Genomic DNA, 18,093 nt, shown 5'->3' with positions numbered 1-18,093 from the left:
ATACGATGCAAGTTGACGCTAACGTAAACGGCAATTCTATCTGCAATGGTAAGCACCCGCTTAAACTTGCTAATCCGATCCCCTGCCGATCCGATGCTCACATACACGATCACCGACCTCGCCCGCGAGTTCGACATCACGCCCCGCGCGATCCGCTTTTATGAGGATCAGGGTCTGCTCACGCCCGCCCGTGAAGGCCCCGGCGGACGTCACCGCGTCTACACCGGACAGGACCGCACGCGCCTGAAGCTCACGCTGCGCGGCAAACGCCTCGGCCTCACACTCTCCGAAATCAAGACGATTCTCGATCTCTACGAATCGCCCAAGGACACCGTGCCGCAGCTCAAGGTGTTTCTCGACACGCTCTCTCAACACCGTCAAGTGCTGGAGCAGCAACTCGAAGACCTCCACGCCACGCTCGACGAAGTCTCCCAGCACGAAGCGCAATGCCTTGCTTTGCTCGAGGCCGCTGGCGAAGCTGCGCCGCCCTCCGCTCGACGGGTTAAGGCGGCGGCTTCTCACTAACCTTCTTCACCACAGCCCGCTCCAACCTCCCCCAGCCCTGCCTCACCCCAGGGCCGCGGGAATCGGCACTACCCTGACTCCGTTCCACCTGAAAGTCACTGCGTCAGGGCAGCACCGATCCCCGCCCATCTATTTCCCCACACCCCCCTTTTGGCTGCGCTCCCGGTTCTTTTCTCCGATTCAGGAAAGTCCTTACTTTACGTTTACGTAAACGTTAAGTAGTATCTGCGAATCTGGCTTTTTAGCCACTTGCGCCCAGCCGATCATGCACAACGTCCCCTCGTCTCATGCTGTTCATGCCGCTCCCGTCGACCCCGCCGTCGACGCGAAAATCCGCGCCAGCTTCGACAAACAAGGCGTCATGACCCACTGGGGCGCACAACTCACGCATATCACCGACGGTTTTTGCGAGATTTCTCTGCCGTTCTCGGACAAAGTGAATCAGCAGCTCGGCTATTTCCACGGCGGTGTCATCGGTGCCATCGCCGATTCGGCAGGCGGTTACGCAGGCTACACACGCATCTCGCCCGATCAGGAACTGGTCACCGCCGAATACAAACTGAACATTCTCGCGCCCGGCAAGGGCGATACACTGGTCGGACGCGGTCAGGTCGTCAAATCCGGACGCACACTCATCGTCGCCACCGCCGAACTGTTCGCCATCGATAACGGGAAATGGACGCTCTGCGCCCTCATGCAACAAACGCTCTTCGTGCTGGCCGCGAGTCCGTCTCAATGACGCCCGCCTGACGAACGCTTCACCACCGCTTACCAAGCACCTTCAAGCACTTTCAAGCACCATCGAACATGCGCGCGGGCCAACCGCCACGCGCCACCTCTGGAGACTGTGTCATGACGACGTTGCCCGGCCTCAATTTCATGCTCGGCGAAGACCTGGACATGCTGCGCGAATCGGTCGCGAATTTCGCCTCGAAGGAAATCGCCCCGCGCGCCGCAGAGGTAGATCGCACAGACCAGTTCCCGATGGACCTCTGGCGCAAGATGGGCGACCTCGGCGTGCTCGGCATGACGGTCTCCGAAGAGTATGGCGGCGCGAACATGGGCTATCTGGCCCACATGATCGCGATGGAAGAAATCTCGCGCGCCTCCGCCTCGATCGGTCTGTCGTACGGCGCACACTCGAATCTGTGCGTGAACCAGATTCACCGCAACGGCACGGCCGCGCAAAAGGCGAAGTACCTGCCGAAGCTGGTGTCCGGCGAACACGTGGGCGCCCTCGCGATGAGCGAGCCGAACGCGGGCTCGGACGTCGTCAGCATGAAGCTGCGCGCCGAGAAGCGCGGCGACCGCTATGTGCTCAACGGCACGAAGATGTGGATCACGAACGGCCCGGACTGCGACACGCTGGTGGTCTACGGCAAGACGGACATCGAAGCCGGTGCACGTGGCATGACGGCGTTCATCGTCGAGAAAGGCATGAAGGGCTTCTCGGTCGCGCAAAAGCTCGACAAGCTCGGCATGCGCGGCTCGCACACGGGCGAACTGGTGTTCGAGAACGTGGAAGTGCCGGAAGAAAACGTGCTGGGTCAGGTCGGCGGCGGCGTGAAGGTGCTGATGAGCGGTCTGGACTATGAGCGCGCCGTGCTCGCAGGCGGGCCCATCGGCATCATGCAGGCCGCCATGGACGTGGTCGTGCCGTACATCCACGACCGCAAGCAGTTCGGTCAGTCCATCGGCGAATTCCAGCTGATTCAGGGCAAGGTCGCCGACATGTACACGATCCTTCAGGCAAGCCGCGCGTATCTGTACGCCGTGGGCCGTCAGTTGGAATCGCTGGGCAGCGATCACGTGCGTCAGGTGCGCAAGGATTGCGCCGGGGTGATTCTTTACACGGCCGAAAAGGCAACGTGGATGGCCGGTGAAGCGATTCAGATTCTCGGCGGCAATGGCTATATCAACGAGTATCCCGTCGGCCGTCTGTGGCGCGACGCCAAGCTGTACGAGATCGGCGCAGGCACGTCGGAGATCCGCCGCATGCTGATCGGCCGCGAACTGTTCTCCGAAACGATGTAACCACACGGAAAAGACGAACATTCAGGCGCAGGCAGCGGCGCTACAATCTTCACAAGCATCGCCCTGCGCCTGTCCCGACCGGTATGAATCACTTCCCGAAACTCCTGTCGTCGCAGTTTGCTTTCGACGTCGCCCGCACGATGCTGGACGGCTTCGACAAGCATTACCGCATCTTCCGCGAGGTGTGCGTCGCGGCGCAGGCATGTTTCGAAGCCGGTGACTTCGTGGGCATCCAGAAGCTTCAGCGCGACCGCATCGCCTATTACGACGAACGCGTGCGCGAGTGCATCGTGACGCTGGAGGACGAGTTCGACGCGCAGTCGCTCGACGACGATGTCTGGCAGCAAGTGAAGCTGCATTACATCGGCTTGCTCACGGAGCATCGCCAGCCGGAACTGGCCGAGACGTTTTTCAACTCGGTGTGCTGCAAGATCCTGCATCGCTCGTACTTCAATAACCGTTTCATCTTCGTGCGCCCCGCCGTAGCGACGGAGTACATCGAGAACGACGCGCCCGCCGCGAAGCCGACGTACCGCGTCTACTATCCCGCGCAGGACGGCATGGCCGCCACGCTCGCGCGCATCGTCACTAATTTCCAGCTTAAGCGCCCGTTCGCCGATCTGTCGCGCGACGTGGGCTATGTGATGCGCGCCATCGAAGAGGCGTTCGGCACATTCGACGCCGCGCCGAATTTCCAGATTCACGTGCTGGCGTCGCTGTTCTTCCGCAACAAGGCGGCGTATATCGTGGGACGCATCGTGAACGGCGACACTACGACACCGTTCGCCGTCCCGATCGTGCACGACGGCCACGGCAAGCTGGCGCTCGACGCCGCCCTGCTGCGCGGCGAGCAACTGCGCGTGATGTTCAGCTTCTCGCACGCGTATTTCATGGTCGATATGGAGGTGCCGTCGGCCTATGTGCAGTTTTTGCGCACGATCATGCCGGGAAAGCCGAAGGCCGAGATCTATACATCGGTCGGCTTGCAAAAACACGGCAAGAATCTGTTCTATCGCGATTTTCTGCATCACCTGAAGCATTCGAGCGACAAGTTCGTGAGCGCACCGGGTATTCCCGGACTGGTGATGCTGGTGTTTACGCTGCCCTCGTATCCGTACGTCTTCAAGCTGATTCGCGAGCGCTTCGCGCCGCCCAAGGAGACGACACGCGAACAAGTGAAAGCGAAGTATCTGATGGTCAAGCAGCACGATCGCGTGGGCCGGATGGCCGACACGCTGGAGTTCTCCAGCGTCGCCTTCCCGCTCTCACGCTTCGACGACGCCCTGCTCGCCCAGCTCCGTACCGAAGTGCCCTCGCTGCTCGAATTCGACGGCGACGCGCTGGTGATCCGCCACTGCTACATCGAACGTCGCATGACGCCGCTCAATCTGTGGCTGCAGTCCGCCTCGGATGACCAGGTGGACCACGCGATGCGCGAATACGGCAATGCGATCAAGGAGCTGATGGCGGCGAACGTGTTTCCGGGCGACATGCTGTACAAAAATTTCGGTGTGACGCGTCACGGCCGGGTGGTCTTCTACGATTACGACGAACTGGAATATCTGACGGATTGCCACATCCGTCGAGTGCCGGAACCACGTAACGAAGAAGAGGCGATGTCAGGGGAAGTCTGGTACCGTGTAGGCCCGCACGACGTGTTTCCGCAGACGTTTGAGACGTTTCTGACGGGAGACGCACGCGTGCGGCGCTATCTGAGCCAGCATCATCCGGATTTCTTCGATCCCGACCTGTGGCAAGGCTTTCAGGATCGGGTACGAGCCGGACAGATGCACGACTTCTATCCGTACGATGTCTCGCTGCGTTTCGTCAATCGCTACGGTGCCGCCCGCGGCATCACGGATTCGGGTGCTTCGGACGCTCCGCCTCGCGCGGCAGCAGCCTGAGCGCCGGACTTCCTCGCCATCGACGCTTCCCAGCTCACGACATGCCCGCCGGATGACACGATCATGACCGAAGACAAAGACCAACCTCTCATCCATCTGCTCGATAACAACCGCGCCTGGGTGGCCAGCGTGAACGCGGAAGATCCCGCGTTTTTCGAGCGTCTGTCAAAGATACAGACCCCGGAATACCTCTGGATCGGCTGCTCGGATTCGCGCGTGCCCGCGAACCAGATCACCGGCCTGGCGCCGGGCGAAGTGTTCGTCCACCGCAATATTGCCAACGTGGTGGTGCACAGCGACCTGAACTGCCTGTCGGTTTTGCAGTTCGCCGTCGAAGTGCTGAAAGTGCGTCACATCATGGTCGTCGGCCACTACGGCTGCGGCGGTGTGGGTGCGGCACTCGATGGCGCGAAGATGGGCCTCGTCGACAACTGGCTGCGCCACGTGCGTGACGTCTATGAGCGCCACATCGACCAGATCGACGCGCTGCCCTCACGCGACGCCCGTCACGATCGCCTGTGCGAGTTGAACGCCATCGAACAGGTCGTGAATATTTGTCACACCACCGTCCTGCGCGACGCCTGGGCCCGCAACCAACCGGTCACGGTGCACGGCTGGGTGTACGGCCTGCGCGACGGTCTGGTGCGCGACCTGCGCATGTCGGTGAATAGCCTCGAATCCCTGCCGCGTATCTACGATCGCTGCGTGGAAGCGATGGCCGAATTACGTCATCCACGCGCCTGATGGCCCAGGCCACCTAGGCCAACTTAGGTCAAGTTAGGCCCCTCAGGCGCACCAGCGGGCGCGTGGACGACGGAAGATTGAAGCATTGGATATTCGGGGCTGACGCACCGGTCCGCAAGGACGCAGTGTCGGCCACGCAAACCCTTTTATGGAGATTGCCATGCAACAAGACCCGATCGTCATCGTTTCCGCTGCCCGCACGCCGATGGGTGGCCTGCAAGGGGTATTCAGCGATGTCACCGCGCCCCAACTCGGTGCTGCCGCCATTCGTGCGGCCGTCGAACGCGCTGGCCTGAAGCCGGAGCAGGTCGACGAAGTCGTCATGGGCTGCGTACTGCCAGCCGGTCAGGGCCAGGCGCCTGCGCGTCAGGCCACGCTCGGTGCAGGCCTGCCGCTCGCAGCCGGTGCCACCACCGTCAACAAGATGTGCGGCTCCGGCATGCGCGCCGCGATGTTCGCCCACGACATGCTCGTCGCCGGTAGCGCCGACGTCATCGTCGCCGGTGGCATGGAAAGCATGAGCAACGCTCCCTATCTTCTGCCCAAGGCGCGCGCCGGCATGCGCATGGGTCACGGTCAGGTCATCGACCACATGTTCTTCGACGGTCTGGAAGACGCTTACGACAAAGGTCGCCTGATGGGCACCTTCGCCGAAGAGTGCGCCGACCGTTACGCCTTCACCCGCGAGGCGCAGGACGCCTTCGCCATCGCCTCCCTCGAACGCGCGCAGAACGCCACGAAAGACGGCTCGTTCGCGTGGGAAATCACCGCCGTGACGGTGCCGGGCCGCAAGGGCGACACCGTCGTCGAGCAGGACGAGCAGCCGTTCAAGGCCAACCCCGAGAAGATTCCGACGCTCAAGGCCGCCTTCCGCAAGGACGGCACCGTCACCGCCGCCAACTCGTCGTCGATCTCCGACGGCGCTGCCGCGCTCGTGCTCATGCGCGAATCGACGGCCAAACGCCTCGGCCTCACGCCGCTCGCGCGCATCGCCGGTCACAGCACCTTCGCGCAACAACCGGGCCTGTTCACGACCGCCCCGGTCGGCGCGATGCGCAAGCTGTTCGAGAAGACCGGCTGGTCGACGGCCGACGTCGATCTGTTCGAGATCAACGAAGCGTTCGCCGTCGTCGCGATGGCCGCGATGCACGAATTCGATCTGCCGCACGACAAGGTCAACATTCACGGCGGTGCGTGTGCGCTCGGCCACCCGATCGGCGCGTCCGGCGCACGCATTCTCGTCACGCTGATCGGCGCACTGCGCAAGACCGGCGGCAAGCGGGGCGTGGCGAGCCTGTGTATCGGCGGCGGCGAAGCGACGGCGATGGCCATCGAACTCGTCTGATCAACGTACACGTCTGAACTCACACCGGCGTCCAACGCCGGTTCACCGTTTCTACGGGGACACAATCGACGGGGACACAACGACGTCATGAAAACAGCGCTCATCATCGGTGCCTCGCGCGGCATCGGCATGGAATTCGTACGGCAGTATCGTGCAGACGGCTGGCGCGTGTTCGCTACTGCACGCAATGAAGACGGTCTGGCCGCTCTGCGCGAGCTGGATGCCGAAGCCCTGAAACTCGACGTTACGCGCGTGGAGTCGCTGTCCGGTTTGTCCTGGCAACTCGACGGCGTGGAACTCGACGTGGCGGTCTACAACGCCGGTGTGAACTCCGAACGCACGACCGGTCTCGCGCCGATCACGAAGGACGAGTTCGACCGCGTGTTCCACACCAACGTACTCGGCGCGATGCAGGTCGCGCCACTCGTGCTGCCTTTCGTGGAAGCGGCGGGCGGCAGCTTCGGTTTCCTGTCGAGCCGCATGGGCAGCGTCGAATTGATGGAGTCGAACGGCAGCTGGCTCTATCGCGCGAGTAAAGCCGCCGTGAATTCGGTCGTCAAAGCGGTGTCGCTCGAAGCCCGGCGCGCTACGTGCGTCGCCATGCATCCGGGTTGGGTACGCACCGACATGGGAGGCGAAAACGCCGACATCGACGTGGAAACGAGCGTGGCCGGGATGCGCCGCGTGCTGGCCCGTGCCCCAGGCGAGCGCGCCACGCACAACGGCGGCTTTTACAACTACGACGGCACGCCGTTCCCCTGGTAAATCACGCAGTACCGTAGCACTTGCATCACCCGTAGCACCCATAAGACGCTGTTGCCACACCGCCGTATCTTTTGATTCGCGGGCCAGAAACGTCACTCGGAAACGGAGCCAACATGACGTCCGCCATCGACTTTTATTTCGACTTCGCATCCCCGTACGGGTATTTTGCGAGCACCTGCATCGACGACATCGCTTCGCGCAATGGGCGTGGCGTCGCGTGGCATCCGATCCTGCTCGACATCGTCTACAAGGTGAACGGCACGGGCGCACCGGTGCAGCATCCGATCAAGACGGAGTATCTGAAGAACGACGTGGCGCGCACCGCGCGCTTTCATGGCATCGACTACAAGCGGCCGACGCATTTCCCGATCCCTACGCAAGCCGCCGAGCGCGCCGTGTTGTGGGTGCAGGACCATCGCGGCGGCGACTTGTCGGCCGAGTTCGCGAAGTCGATCTTCCGCGCGCTCTACGTCGACGACGTGAACATCGGCGACCCGGCGGAACTGGTACGGCTCGGCGAAGCCCTCGGCATCGATGGCGCGGCCCTCGACATCGGCATGCACTCGCCCGCCGCCAAGGACCACCTCAAAGCCGAGATCGATCTGGCGATGGCGCGCGGCGTGTTCGGCTCGCCGTTCGTGATCGTGGACGGCGAACCGTTCTGGGGCTTCGACCGTTTCACGCAAGTCGAGGCCTGTCTGAAGCACGGCAAGATCTGACACTGAAACACCATAAGGCACGACATACGATGGCAAGCCCCCAATCGCCGCAAGACAAAGACCGCGAAGGCTGTCCGTGCGGTGGCCTCGCGTTCGAAGATTGCTGCGCGCGTTACCTCGAACACGGCGAGATTGCGCCCACGGCGGAAGCACTGATGCGCTCGCGCTACACGGCGTTCGTGCGCCAGAACGCGCCGTATCTGCTCGACACATGGGCGGCACGCACGCGTCCCGCGACGCTCGACTTCGGCGACGCCCCGCAGTGGCTCGGCCTTCAGGTCAAAGCCCATCTGCAGCGCGACGAGCACCATGCCGAAGTCGAATTCGTCGCCCGTTACAAGGTCGGCGGACGCGCTCACCGGCTGCACGAACGCAGTCGCTTCGAGCGCACCGACGACGGCCGCTGGCGCTACATCGACGGCGACCTGTTCGACTGATCTCGCGACGACATTCAGCCCATCGCTCGCCACGTCGCTCAGCATAAGCACTCAACTAAAACTCACACTCCACCGGATTTCGTCACATGCCGATTCTCGAAAGCAAACTCAACCCGCGCGGCGAAGACTTTGCACGCAACGCGTCCGCCATGCAGACCGTAGTCGACGAACTGCGCGCCCGTATCGCGCAACTGGCCGGTGGCGGCGGTGAGGCTGCGCGCAAGAAACACACCGGCCGTGGCAAGCTGCTGCCGCGCGATCGCGTGCAACAACTGCTCGATCCGGGTTCACCTTTTCTCGAACTCTCGCAACTCGCTGCAACCGGCATGTATCACGACGACGCACCGGGCGCGGGCATCATCACCGGCATCGGTCGTGTCTCCGGCCAGGAATGTGTGATCGTCTGTAACGACGCGACAGTCAAGGGCGGCACGTATTACCCAATGACGGTCAAGAAGCACCTGCGCGCACAGGAGATCGCCGAGCAGAACCATCTGCCATGCATCTATCTGGTCGACTCGGGCGGCGCGAATCTGCCGAATCAGGACGACGTCTTCCCCGATCGCGATCACTTCGGCCGGATCTTCTACAACCAGGCGCAGATGTCGACGCAAGGCATTCCGCAGATCGCCGTGGTGATGGGCTCGTGCACCGCTGGCGGCGCATACGTGCCCGCCATGAGCGACGAGTCCATCATCGTCAAGGAACAGGGCACGATTTTCCTCGGCGGCCCGCCGCTGGTGAAGGCCGCTACGGGCGAAGAAGTGAGCGCCGAGGATCTCGGCGGTGCCGACGTCCACACGCGCCTGTCGGGTGTCGCCGATCACTTCGCGCAGAACGACGCACACGCGCTGTCCATCGCACGCAGCATCGCCGCGAACCTCAATCGCCGCAAACCGGCGACGGTCGCCACCAAGCCCCCGGTCGAACCGAAGTACGACGCACGCGAACTGTACGGCGTGATTCCCGCCGACACGAAGAAGCCGTTCGACGTGCGCGAAGTGATCGCGCGTCTGGTCGACGGCTCCGAGTTCGACGAATTCAAGGCGCGCTACGGCACCACGCTGGTGTGCGGTTTCGCGCATCTGTGGGGCTATCCGGTCGGCATCGTAGCGAATAACGGCATCCTGTTCTCGGAGTCCGCGCAAAAGGGCGCGCACTTCATCGAACTGTGCTGCCAGCGCAAGATTCCGCTGATCTTCCTGCAGAACATCACGGGCTTCATGGTCGGGCGCAAATACGAAAACGAAGGCATCGCCAAGCACGGCGCGAAGATGGTGACGGCCGTCGCCACCGCGAACGTGCCGAAGTTCACCGTCATCATCGGCGGCTCGTTCGGCGCGGGTAACTACGGCATGTGCGGTCGCGCCTACTCGCCGCGTTTCCTGTGGATGTGGCCGAACGCGCGCATCTCCGTGATGGGTGGCGAGCAGGCTGCATCAGTGCTCGCCACGGTCAAGCGCGATGGCATCGAAGGCAAGGGCGGACAGTGGAGCGCGGAGGAAGAAGACGCCTTCAAGCAGCCGATCCGCGATCAGTACGAACGTCAGGGGCATCCGTTCTACGCGAGCGCGCGCCTGTGGGACGACGGCGTGATCGATCCGGCCGACACGCGCACGGTGCTCGGTCTCGGTCTGTCGGCCGCGCTCAATGCGCCGATTCCGGAAACACGCTTCGGCCTGTTCCGCATGTAATCGCGCGTTATCGCGTGTTAGCGCTCGTTATCGCCCACACCGGTCCACCGAGGAATTCCGTCATGCAACTCGCTACGCTCAAGCTCAGTGTCGACGCCCACGTCGCCACCGTTACGCTCAACCGTCCGGACGTGCGCAACGCGTTCAACGAAACCGTCATCGAAGAACTGACCGGCACGTTTCGCGCGCTGGCGACGAACGACGACGTGCGCGCCATCGTGCTCGCCGCTGAAGGCGTAGCGTTCTGCGCGGGCGCCGATCTGAACTGGATGAAGAAGATGGCCGGATACTCGGACACCGAGAACCGCGCCGACGCCATGACGCTCGCCGTCATGCTCAACACGATCTACCGCTGCCCGAAGCCGGTGATCGCGCGCGTGCAGGGCGACACGTACGCAGGCGGTGTGGGCCTCGCGGCCGTGGCGGACATCGTGGTCGCCGTCGACACGGCGCACTTCTGCCTGTCCGAAGCCAAGCTCGGCCTGATTCCCGCGACCATCGGCCCGTATGTGATTCGCGCGCTGGGCGAACAGGCGTCGCGTCGCTATTTCTTGACGGCGGAACGCTTCACAGCCACCACGGCGCAGCGTCTCGGCCTCGTGCACGAAGTCGTTACCGACGACACGCTCGACAGCACCGTCGGCGCGCTGGCGAAGGCGCTGGTCGACAACAGCCCGAACGCGGTGAAGGAGTGCAAGCGCCTTGTGCAGGACTTCGCCGGGCGCGCCATCGACGAGGCGGCCATCGCCGACACGGCCGAGCGCATCGCGAAGATCCGCGCATCCGATGAGGGTCGCGAAGGGGTGCGTTCGTTCCTGGAGAAGCGTTCGCCGTCGTGGCGCGACGCGTCCTGAGCGAACGCACGGGAATCATCCATTTCGACGGTTACAAAATTTTTTTGCGAGGGGTGACGGCGGAGATGCCGGAACGTTATCGGCGGGTTTTACGAAATTATCGATAACGTCTCCTTACGGCTCACAAAACAGCGAGTTTTCGCACCAAATCCGCCTATTGCCCTGCCAAATCGCTTTGCCTACCATGCGCCCATCCCCCACCTCCGGCCACGTGCAGCAGCGCAGCGCGCAATGCCCCGCACCGGCCAGCCAGACGGACGACGAGCGTCGGGCATCTCGCCCGGCTTCTCGCCCGTCACGGCCCTCCAAGGAGTCAAAGATGGACGCCTCCCCGCGCCCCCCCAACGGTCCCGGCGATCTCGCCGAACGCAGTCTGCGCCAGGTCTGGCACCCCTGCACGCAGATGAAGCAACAGGCAAAGCTGCCCCTCGTCGCGCTGTCTCACGGCGAAGGGCCCTGGCTCGTCGACACCGGCGGCGAGCGCTACCTCGATGCGATCAGTTCGTGGTGGGTCAATCTGTTCGGCCACGCGAACCCGCGCATCAACGCGGCGCTGATCGATCAGCTCGGTCGCCTCGAACATGCGATGCTCGCCGGCTTCACGCATGAGCCCGTCGTGTCCTTGTCCGAACGTCTGTCGGCATTGACCGGCGGCGTGCTCGGTCATGCGTTCTTCGCGTCGGACGGTGCGTCGGCCGTCGAGATCGCGCTGAAGATGAGTTTTCACGCGTGGCGCAATCAGGGCTACAGCGACAAGCGCGAATTCGTCTGCGTGCGCAACGGCTATCACGGCGAAACGCTCGGTGCGCTGGCCGTCACCGACGTCGCCCTGTTCCGTGACGCCTACGACCCGCTGCTGCGACACGCGCACGTTGTGGCGTCGCCCGATGCGCGTCAGGCGCGCGATGGCGAGACGGCCGTGGATGTCGCGCGTCGTGCCGCCGATGAACTCGACACGCTGCTCACGCAGCGCGAAGGACGCATCGCCGCCGTCATCGTCGAGCCGCTGGTGCAGTGCGCCGCAGGCATGGCGATGCACGATCCCGAATACCTGCGCCGCGTGCGTGCGCTCTGCGACAAGCACGGCGCGCACATGATTGCGGACGAAATCGCCGTCGGTTGCGGCCGCACCGGCACGTTCTTCGCGAGCGAACAGGCCGGTATCTGGCCCGATCTGCTGACGCTCTCCAAGGGCATCAGCGGCGGCTATCTGCCGCTCTCGCTCGTGCTCTCGCGCGACGCGATCTACGACGCCTTTTACGACGACGACACCGCACGCGGATTCCTGCACTCGCACTCGTACACCGGCAATCCGCTGGCGTGCCGCGCTGCGCTGGCTACGCTCGACATTTTCGCGGACGACGACGTTCTCGCCAGAAATGCCGTGAGCGCTGCGCGTCTGACGCAAGCCCTCGCACCGCTCGCAGACGATCCGCGCGCGAAGCATTTCCGCCATCGCGGCATGATCTGGGCCTTCGACGCCGACTTGCCGGACGCACCCGGCGCGGCGAGTGCCTTCGCAAAGCGCTTCTACACCGAAGCCCGCGCGCGTGGCGTACTGCTGCGTCCGATCGGCTCGACGGTGTATCTGATGCCGCCATATGTGCTCGACGACGGCACGATCGACTGGCTGGCCGCTCAAACGCTCGCCGCCTTCGACACGACGATGAACGCGACGCTGAAGCAGGAGGTGTCGGCATGACGACCCATCCCCTGCTCGACCGTCTCGACGCCGGACTCGCCGAGATCGACCGTCAGCATCTCCGTCGCCGTCATCGCGTGGTGAGCACGCCATGCCAGCCGCACCTGAGTGCCGACGGCCGTGACGTCCTCGCCTTCGCGAGCAACGACTATCTCGGGCTGGCGGCACACCCGAAGGTCGTCGAAGCCCTCATCGAAGGCGCGCAACGTTACGGCGCAGGCAGCGGCGCCTCGCACCTCATCAGCGGCCACTCGCAGGCGCACGCGGAACTCGAAGACGTCCTCGCCGACTTCATGTCGCCGCATCTGGTCGACGGCCGCGCGCTGTACTTCTGCACCGGCTACATGGCCAATCTGGCGACGATCTCCGCACTCGCCAACAAGGACTCGGAGATCTTCTCCGAAGCGCTCAACCACGCCTCGCTGATCGACGGCGCACGGCTCTCGCGCGCGAAGACGCACGTCTATCCGCACGGCGATGTCGACGCCCTCGCCGCTCTGCTTGATGCCAGCACCGCTGAGACGAAGCTGATCGTCACCGATGGCGTGTTCTCGATGGACGGCGATATCGCACCGCTGCCGCAGTTGCTCGCGCTCGCCGAGCGTCATAACGCGTGGCTCATCGTGGACGACGCGCACGGCTTCGGCGTTGTCGGTGAGAACGGACGCGGCGTGTTCGAACACTTCGACATGCGCTCGCCGAACCTCGTCATCATCGGCACGCTCGGCAAGGCCGCCGGTGTCGGTGGCGCGTTCGTCGCAGCCCATCGAAGCGTGATCGAGTGGCTGATCAATCGCGCCCGTCCGTACATCTTCACGACGGCGGCCGCGCCCTCGCAGGCGCATGCGTTGCTCACCAGTCTCGCCATCATCGCGGGTGACGAAGGTCGCGAGCGTCGTGCGACGTTGCAGGCGCGCATTGCGCAACTGCGCGATTCGCTCACGTTGAAGCACTGGCATCACATGGTCTCCCCGACGGGCGTGCAGCCGATCATCCTCGGTGAGAACGCCGCCGCGCTGCATGCGCAGGCCGGGCTGGCCGAGGCCGGATTGTGGGTGCCCGCGATTCGTCCGCCGACGGTCGCACCGGGCACGTCGCGCCTGCGTCTCACGCTCAGCGCCGCACATACGGCCGAGGACGTCGCGCGCCTGACCCGCGCCATCAATCAACTCGACAACGACTGGACGGAGCACGCGCATGGCTGAACGCAACCTCATCACTGCCGCCAATGCCCCGACCGAGCGTGCGACGCCCGCGCGTCACGCGTTCTTCGTCACGGGCACCGACACCGAGATCGGCAAGACGCTCGTCTCGTCGGCGTTGCTGCATGCCGCAGCGCGTCGCGGGCTGGTGTGCGCCGGGCTGAAGTCGGTGGCCGCAGGCGCGTCCGAACACAACGGTCGTTTCGTCAATGAAGACGTGGAGCAGTTGCACGACGCGAGCAATCTGAAGCTGCCCGACGACTGGTACTGCCCGTACGTGCTCAAGGACGCCACCGCGCCGCACATCGCCGCCGCTGCCGAGGGCATCGACCTCGATTGCAGCGTGATCCGGGCAGGCTATGCGCGGGTCGCCGCGCGCGCGGACCTCGTGATCGTCGAAGGCGTCGGCGGCTTTCGCGTGCCGCTCGGCCCCGACGCCAGCGCGCCCGACACCGCCGATCTCGCACGTCAGCTCGGCCTGCCGGTGATCCTCGTCGTCGGCCTGCGTCTGGGCTGCATCAGTCATGCGCTGCTCACGGCCGAGGCGATTACGTCGCGCGGTCTCACGATTGCCGGATGGGTCGCTAACCACGTCGATCCGGACATGCGTCATGTGGATGCCAACGTCGAGGCGATTGCCGCCCGACTGGGTGCACCGCTGCTCGGGCGTGTGCCGCATCTGCCGCACCCCGACGCCGCGACCGCCTCCGGCTATCTCGATATTGCGCCGCTGGTCGACACCGCACTGCATCGCGCGGCGCAGGCGTCGTCCGGCCCTCGCCCGCACACCGCACCCTGAGCGCGATCTACGGACCGCCATAGCACCGACATCGCGCCAACACCGAACATACAGAATTCAAGGAATCTCACCATGCAAGTTCACGCTCACACTGCCGCCCACGGCCACGACGAAGCCCTGCGCCGTAACGACACGCCCTGGACCGTCGCCGACATCGAAGCGCTGTTCGCTCTGCCGTTCAACGACCTGATCTTCCGCGCACAGCAAGTGCACCGCGAGCATTTCGACGCCAACGCCGTCCAGCTCTCGACGCTGCTCTCGATCAAGACCGGCGGTTGCCCGGAAGACTGCTCATACTGCCCGCAGTCCGCACGCTACGACACCGGCGTTGAAGCCGAAAAGCTGATGCCCGTCGAGGAAGTGGTCGCGGCCGCGCAACGCGCCAAGGAAGCCGGGGCGACGCGCTTCTGCATGGGTGCCGCATGGCGCAGCCCGAAGCCGCATCAGGTCGACGCCGTGGGCGAGATGGTGCGAAGCGTGAAGGCGCTGGGTCTGGAGACGTGCGTGACGCTCGGCATGCTGCGCGACGGTCAGGCACAGCAACTGCGCGACGCAGGACTCGATTACTACAACCACAACCTCGACACATCGCCGGAGTTCTACGGCCAGATCATCACGACGCGCACGTATCAGGACCGTCTCGACACGCTCGCCCGCGTGCGTGACGCCGGTCTCAAGGTGTGCTGCGGCGGCATCGTCGGTCTGGGCGAGACGCGCCGTGAGCGCGCCGGTCTGATCGCGCAGCTCGCGAACATGTCGCCGTATCCGGAGTCGGTGCCCATCAACAACCTGATGAAGGTCGAGGGCACGCCGCTGGAAAACAACGAGAGCGTCGATCCGTTCGACTTCGTGCGCATGATCGCCGTGGCACGTATCACGATGCCGCGCGCGATGGTGCGTCTGTCGGCCGGACGCGAAATGATGGACGACTCGCTGCAATCGCTGTGCTTCCTCGCCGGGGCGAACTCGATGTTCTACGGCGAGAAGCTGCTCGTGACGCAGAACCCCCAGGCCGAAGCCGACCGCGCGCTGCTCGCACGCCTGGGCATGCGAACGTCGACCGAAGAGAAGCTCGGCGCGGAGAATGCTGGCGACGCGAGCGAGTGCGACGCATTGAAGCCCTGCGCGACCCACTGAGCGGAGCAACGCGGTTGCCGCGCAGGCGTTGAAGGATAAATGCGGCCGCAACGATCAGATCGCACAAGACGATCCGCTCCATCCGTTGTGGCCGCAAAGCTGAATAGCAAAGAGAATGGTGTCAGTGCGCTGACGCTCCGTCACAAGCGGGGACGTTAGCCATCGGCGCCGCCCAAATCGACCATTTTCCGGAGGCAACATGTTCGACAAAATCCTCATCGCCAACCGCGGCGAAATCGCCTGCCGAGTGGCTGCCACGGCCGCTCGGCTGGGCATCCGCACGGTCGCTGTCTATTCCGACGCCGATGCGCACGCCAAGCATGTCGCCGTGTGCGACGAAGCCGTGCACGTAGGCGGTGCGGCCGCTCGCGAGAGCTACCTGCGCATCGACGCCATCATCGCGGCCGCCAAGGCCACCGGCGCACAAGCAATCCACCCGGGCTACGGCTTCTTGTCCGAGAACGAAGCGTTCGCCGCCGCCTGCCATGAGGCCGGGATCGTCTTCATCGGCCCGCCGGTCGGGGCCATCCACGCGATGGGCAGCAAGAGCGCCGCCAAGACGCTGATGGAAGGGGCGGCCGTGCCGCTCGTGCCGGGCTATCACGGCGACAATCAGGACGCCGCCTTCCTCCACGCGCGCGCCGACGAGATCGGCTATCCGGTGCTGCTCAAGGCCAGCGCCGGTGGTGGCGGTAAGGGCATGCGTGTCGTCGAGCGCAGCGAAGAATTCCGCGCCGCGCTCGCCTCGTGCCAGCGCGAAGCCGCGAGCAGCTTCGGCGACGAACGCGTGCTCGTGGAGAAGTATCTGACGCGTCCGCGTCACATCGAAATTCAGGTGTTTGCCGACACGCACGGCAACTGCGTCTATCTGTTCGAGCGCGACTGCTCGGTGCAGCGTCGCCACCAGAAGGTGCTGGAAGAAGCGCCCGCCCCGGGCATGCCCGAGGCGCGTCGCCGTGCGATGGGTGAAGCGGCGTGCAATGCCGCGCGCGCGGTGGGCTATGTCGGTGCAGGCACCGTCGAGTTCATCGCCAATCAGGACGGCTCGTTCTACTTCATGGAGATGAATACGCGTCTTCAGGTGGAGCACCCCGTCACCGAAATGATCACCGGCCTCGATCTGGTCGAATGGCAACTGCGTGTGGCCGCAGGCGAATTGCTGCCACGCAAGCAGGACGAGTTGCGCATTCACGGTCACGCGCTCGAAGCGCGCATCTACGCCGAGAATCCGGACAACAACTTCCTGCCGTCGACGGGCACGCTCTCGACGCTGCGTCCGCCGGCGGCGGTGCAGTTCGAAATCGGCGGCACGACGTCCCCGACAGGCGTGCGGATCGACTCGGGCGTGCGCGAGGGCGACACCATCTCCCCGTTCTACGACCCGATGATCGCCAAGCTGATCGTGTGGGGACAGGACCGAGACGAAGCGCTCGCGCGCATGCGTCGCGCGCTGGGCCAGTACCGTGTGGTCGGCGTGCAGACGAACATCGCATTCCTCGGGCGTCTCGTGGCGAGCGAACCGTTCGCCGGGGCCGATCTCGACACAGGCCTCATCGAACGCCACCGCGACACGCTGTTCCCGGCTGCGACACCCGTGCCCGCCACGACGCTTGCGCTGGCCGTCGCGGCGCAACTCGCGCGCGAGACGATCGTCGGCTTCCGTAAGTACCAGGACAGCATCGACCGTCATTCGCCGTGGCAACTCGCGACGGGCTGGCGGCTGAACGGCGACTATCAGCGCACGCTCTCGTTCGATCATGGCGAGACGCGCCTGGACGTCGTGCTCACGAGCGGCGCACAGGCCAGCACGCTAACGGTCGACGGACAGACCTACCCGTACCGCTACGCCCACGACGCAGGCGTGTACCGCGTGACGCTCGGCGAGCGCCGTGTGCAGGGCCACGTCGACTTCGAACACGAGACGGCCCACGTCTTCGCCGACGGGCAGTCGTGGACGCTGCGCTGGCACGATCCGCTCGCACAAGCAGGCGCACAGGAAGGCGGCGAAGGCCGTCTGACCGCACCAATGCCCGGCAAGGTCATCGCGGTACTCGCGGCACCTGGCACCAAGGTCGAGAAAGGCGCGCCGCTGCTCGTGATGGAAGCGATGAAGATGGAACACACCATCAGCGCACCGGCCGACGGCGAGATCGAAGAAGTGCTTTACGCCGTGGGCGATCAGGTGCCGGAAGGCGCGCAGTTGCTGGCGTTCAAGCGATGAGTTTTATGGCG

At 64.3% G+C, this 18,093-nt stretch carries 15 protein-coding genes and 1 pseudogene; all 16 read left to right on the top strand.

Annotation, left to right across the window (positions count from 1 at the left end):
• The first annotated feature begins 93 nt into the window (after window positions 1-93).
• The 16 genes and pseudogenes from NA29_RS02065 to NA29_RS01990 all read left to right on the top strand — a co-directional run bounded on the left by NA29_RS02065 (window position 94) and on the right by NA29_RS01990 (window position 18,082).
• The gene (locus tag NA29_RS02065) at window positions 94-525 is read left to right on the top strand and encodes a MerR family transcriptional regulator (protein WP_039395197.1); all 432 of its coding nucleotides are present in this window, start codon (window positions 94-96) and stop codon (window positions 523-525) included.
• A 265-nt stretch (window positions 526-790) separates the two neighbouring features.
• The gene (locus NA29_RS02060; protein ID WP_039395193.1) at window positions 791-1,264 is read left to right on the top strand and encodes a PaaI family thioesterase; all 474 of its coding nucleotides are present in this window, start codon (window positions 791-793) and stop codon (window positions 1,262-1,264) included.
• Between the two features lie 113 nt (window positions 1,265-1,377).
• Window positions 1,378-2,559 (top strand): isovaleryl-CoA dehydrogenase, encoded by a 1,182-nt coding sequence (locus tag NA29_RS02055; protein ID WP_039395188.1) that lies wholly within the window; start codon window positions 1,378-1,380, stop codon window positions 2,557-2,559.
• Between the two features lie 83 nt (window positions 2,560-2,642).
• Window positions 2,643-4,463: a bifunctional isocitrate dehydrogenase kinase/phosphatase gene (gene aceK / locus NA29_RS02050; RefSeq protein ID WP_039395185.1), complete on the top strand. Its 1,821-nt coding sequence runs from the start codon at window positions 2,643-2,645 to the stop codon at window positions 4,461-4,463.
• A 63-nt stretch (window positions 4,464-4,526) separates the two neighbouring features.
• The gene (gene can, locus NA29_RS02045; RefSeq protein ID WP_052252444.1) at window positions 4,527-5,207 is read left to right on the top strand and encodes a carbonate dehydratase; all 681 of its coding nucleotides are present in this window, start codon (window positions 4,527-4,529) and stop codon (window positions 5,205-5,207) included.
• 160 nt (window positions 5,208-5,367) lie between these two features.
• On the top strand, window positions 5,368-6,552 hold the full coding sequence (locus NA29_RS02040; RefSeq protein ID WP_231965125.1) for an acetyl-CoA C-acetyltransferase: 1,185 nt from the start codon (window positions 5,368-5,370) through the stop codon (window positions 6,550-6,552).
• An 87-nt stretch (window positions 6,553-6,639) separates the two neighbouring features.
• Window positions 6,640-7,317 (top strand): SDR family oxidoreductase, encoded by a 678-nt coding sequence (locus tag NA29_RS02035; protein WP_039395178.1) that lies wholly within the window; start codon window positions 6,640-6,642, stop codon window positions 7,315-7,317.
• Between the two features lie 113 nt (window positions 7,318-7,430).
• A complete protein-coding gene (locus tag NA29_RS02030) occupies window positions 7,431-8,036 on the top strand; it encodes a 2-hydroxychromene-2-carboxylate isomerase (RefSeq protein WP_039395175.1) in 606 nt (201 codons plus the stop codon).
• Window positions 8,037-8,065: 29 nt separating this feature from the next.
• Window positions 8,066-8,473 (top strand): YchJ family protein, encoded by a 408-nt coding sequence (locus NA29_RS02025; protein WP_039395173.1) that lies wholly within the window; start codon window positions 8,066-8,068, stop codon window positions 8,471-8,473.
• A gap of 86 nt (window positions 8,474-8,559) precedes the next feature.
• Window positions 8,560-10,167, top strand: coding sequence for a carboxyl transferase domain-containing protein (locus tag NA29_RS02020; RefSeq protein ID WP_039395170.1), 1,608 nt, complete (start codon window positions 8,560-8,562; stop codon window positions 10,165-10,167).
• Between the two features lie 62 nt (window positions 10,168-10,229).
• Window positions 10,230-11,021, top strand: a complete 792-nt coding sequence (locus NA29_RS02015; RefSeq protein ID WP_039395167.1) for an enoyl-CoA hydratase/isomerase family protein — start codon at window positions 10,230-10,232, stop codon at window positions 11,019-11,021.
• Between the two features lie 319 nt (window positions 11,022-11,340).
• Window positions 11,341-12,723 carry an adenosylmethionine--8-amino-7-oxononanoate transaminase gene (gene bioA, locus NA29_RS02010; protein ID WP_039395164.1) on the top strand — a complete coding sequence of 461 codons (1,383 nt, stop codon included), beginning with the start codon at window positions 11,341-11,343 and terminating at the stop codon, window positions 12,721-12,723.
• Window positions 12,720-13,928 carry an 8-amino-7-oxononanoate synthase gene (bioF, locus tag NA29_RS02005; RefSeq protein WP_039395162.1) on the top strand — a complete coding sequence of 403 codons (1,209 nt, stop codon included), beginning with the start codon at window positions 12,720-12,722 and terminating at the stop codon, window positions 13,926-13,928. Before bioA ends, bioF begins: the two co-directional genes overlap by 4 nt.
• Window positions 13,921-14,724 carry a dethiobiotin synthase gene (gene bioD, locus NA29_RS02000; RefSeq protein ID WP_084103387.1) on the top strand — a complete coding sequence of 268 codons (804 nt, stop codon included), beginning with the start codon at window positions 13,921-13,923 and terminating at the stop codon, window positions 14,722-14,724. The genes bioF and bioD overlap by 8 nt, the downstream gene beginning before the upstream one ends.
• 147 nt (window positions 14,725-14,871) lie before the next feature.
• A pseudogene (bioB, locus tag NA29_RS01995) lies at window positions 14,872-15,861 on the top strand (biotin synthase BioB); the annotation flags it as partial.
• Window positions 15,862-16,060: 199 nt separating this feature from the next.
• Window positions 16,061-18,082, top strand: coding sequence for an acetyl/propionyl/methylcrotonyl-CoA carboxylase subunit alpha (locus tag NA29_RS01990; RefSeq protein WP_039395160.1), 2,022 nt, complete (start codon window positions 16,061-16,063; stop codon window positions 18,080-18,082).
• Window positions 18,083-18,093: the final 11 nt, after the last annotated feature.

Origin of the sequence: Pandoraea sputorum (genome assembly GCF_000814845.2) — a bacterium.
Lineage (GTDB): Bacteria > Pseudomonadota > Gammaproteobacteria > Burkholderiales > Burkholderiaceae > Pandoraea > Pandoraea sputorum.
Note: the sequence above shows the minus strand (reverse complement) of the source record. Positions and strands in the feature narration are given on the sequence as shown.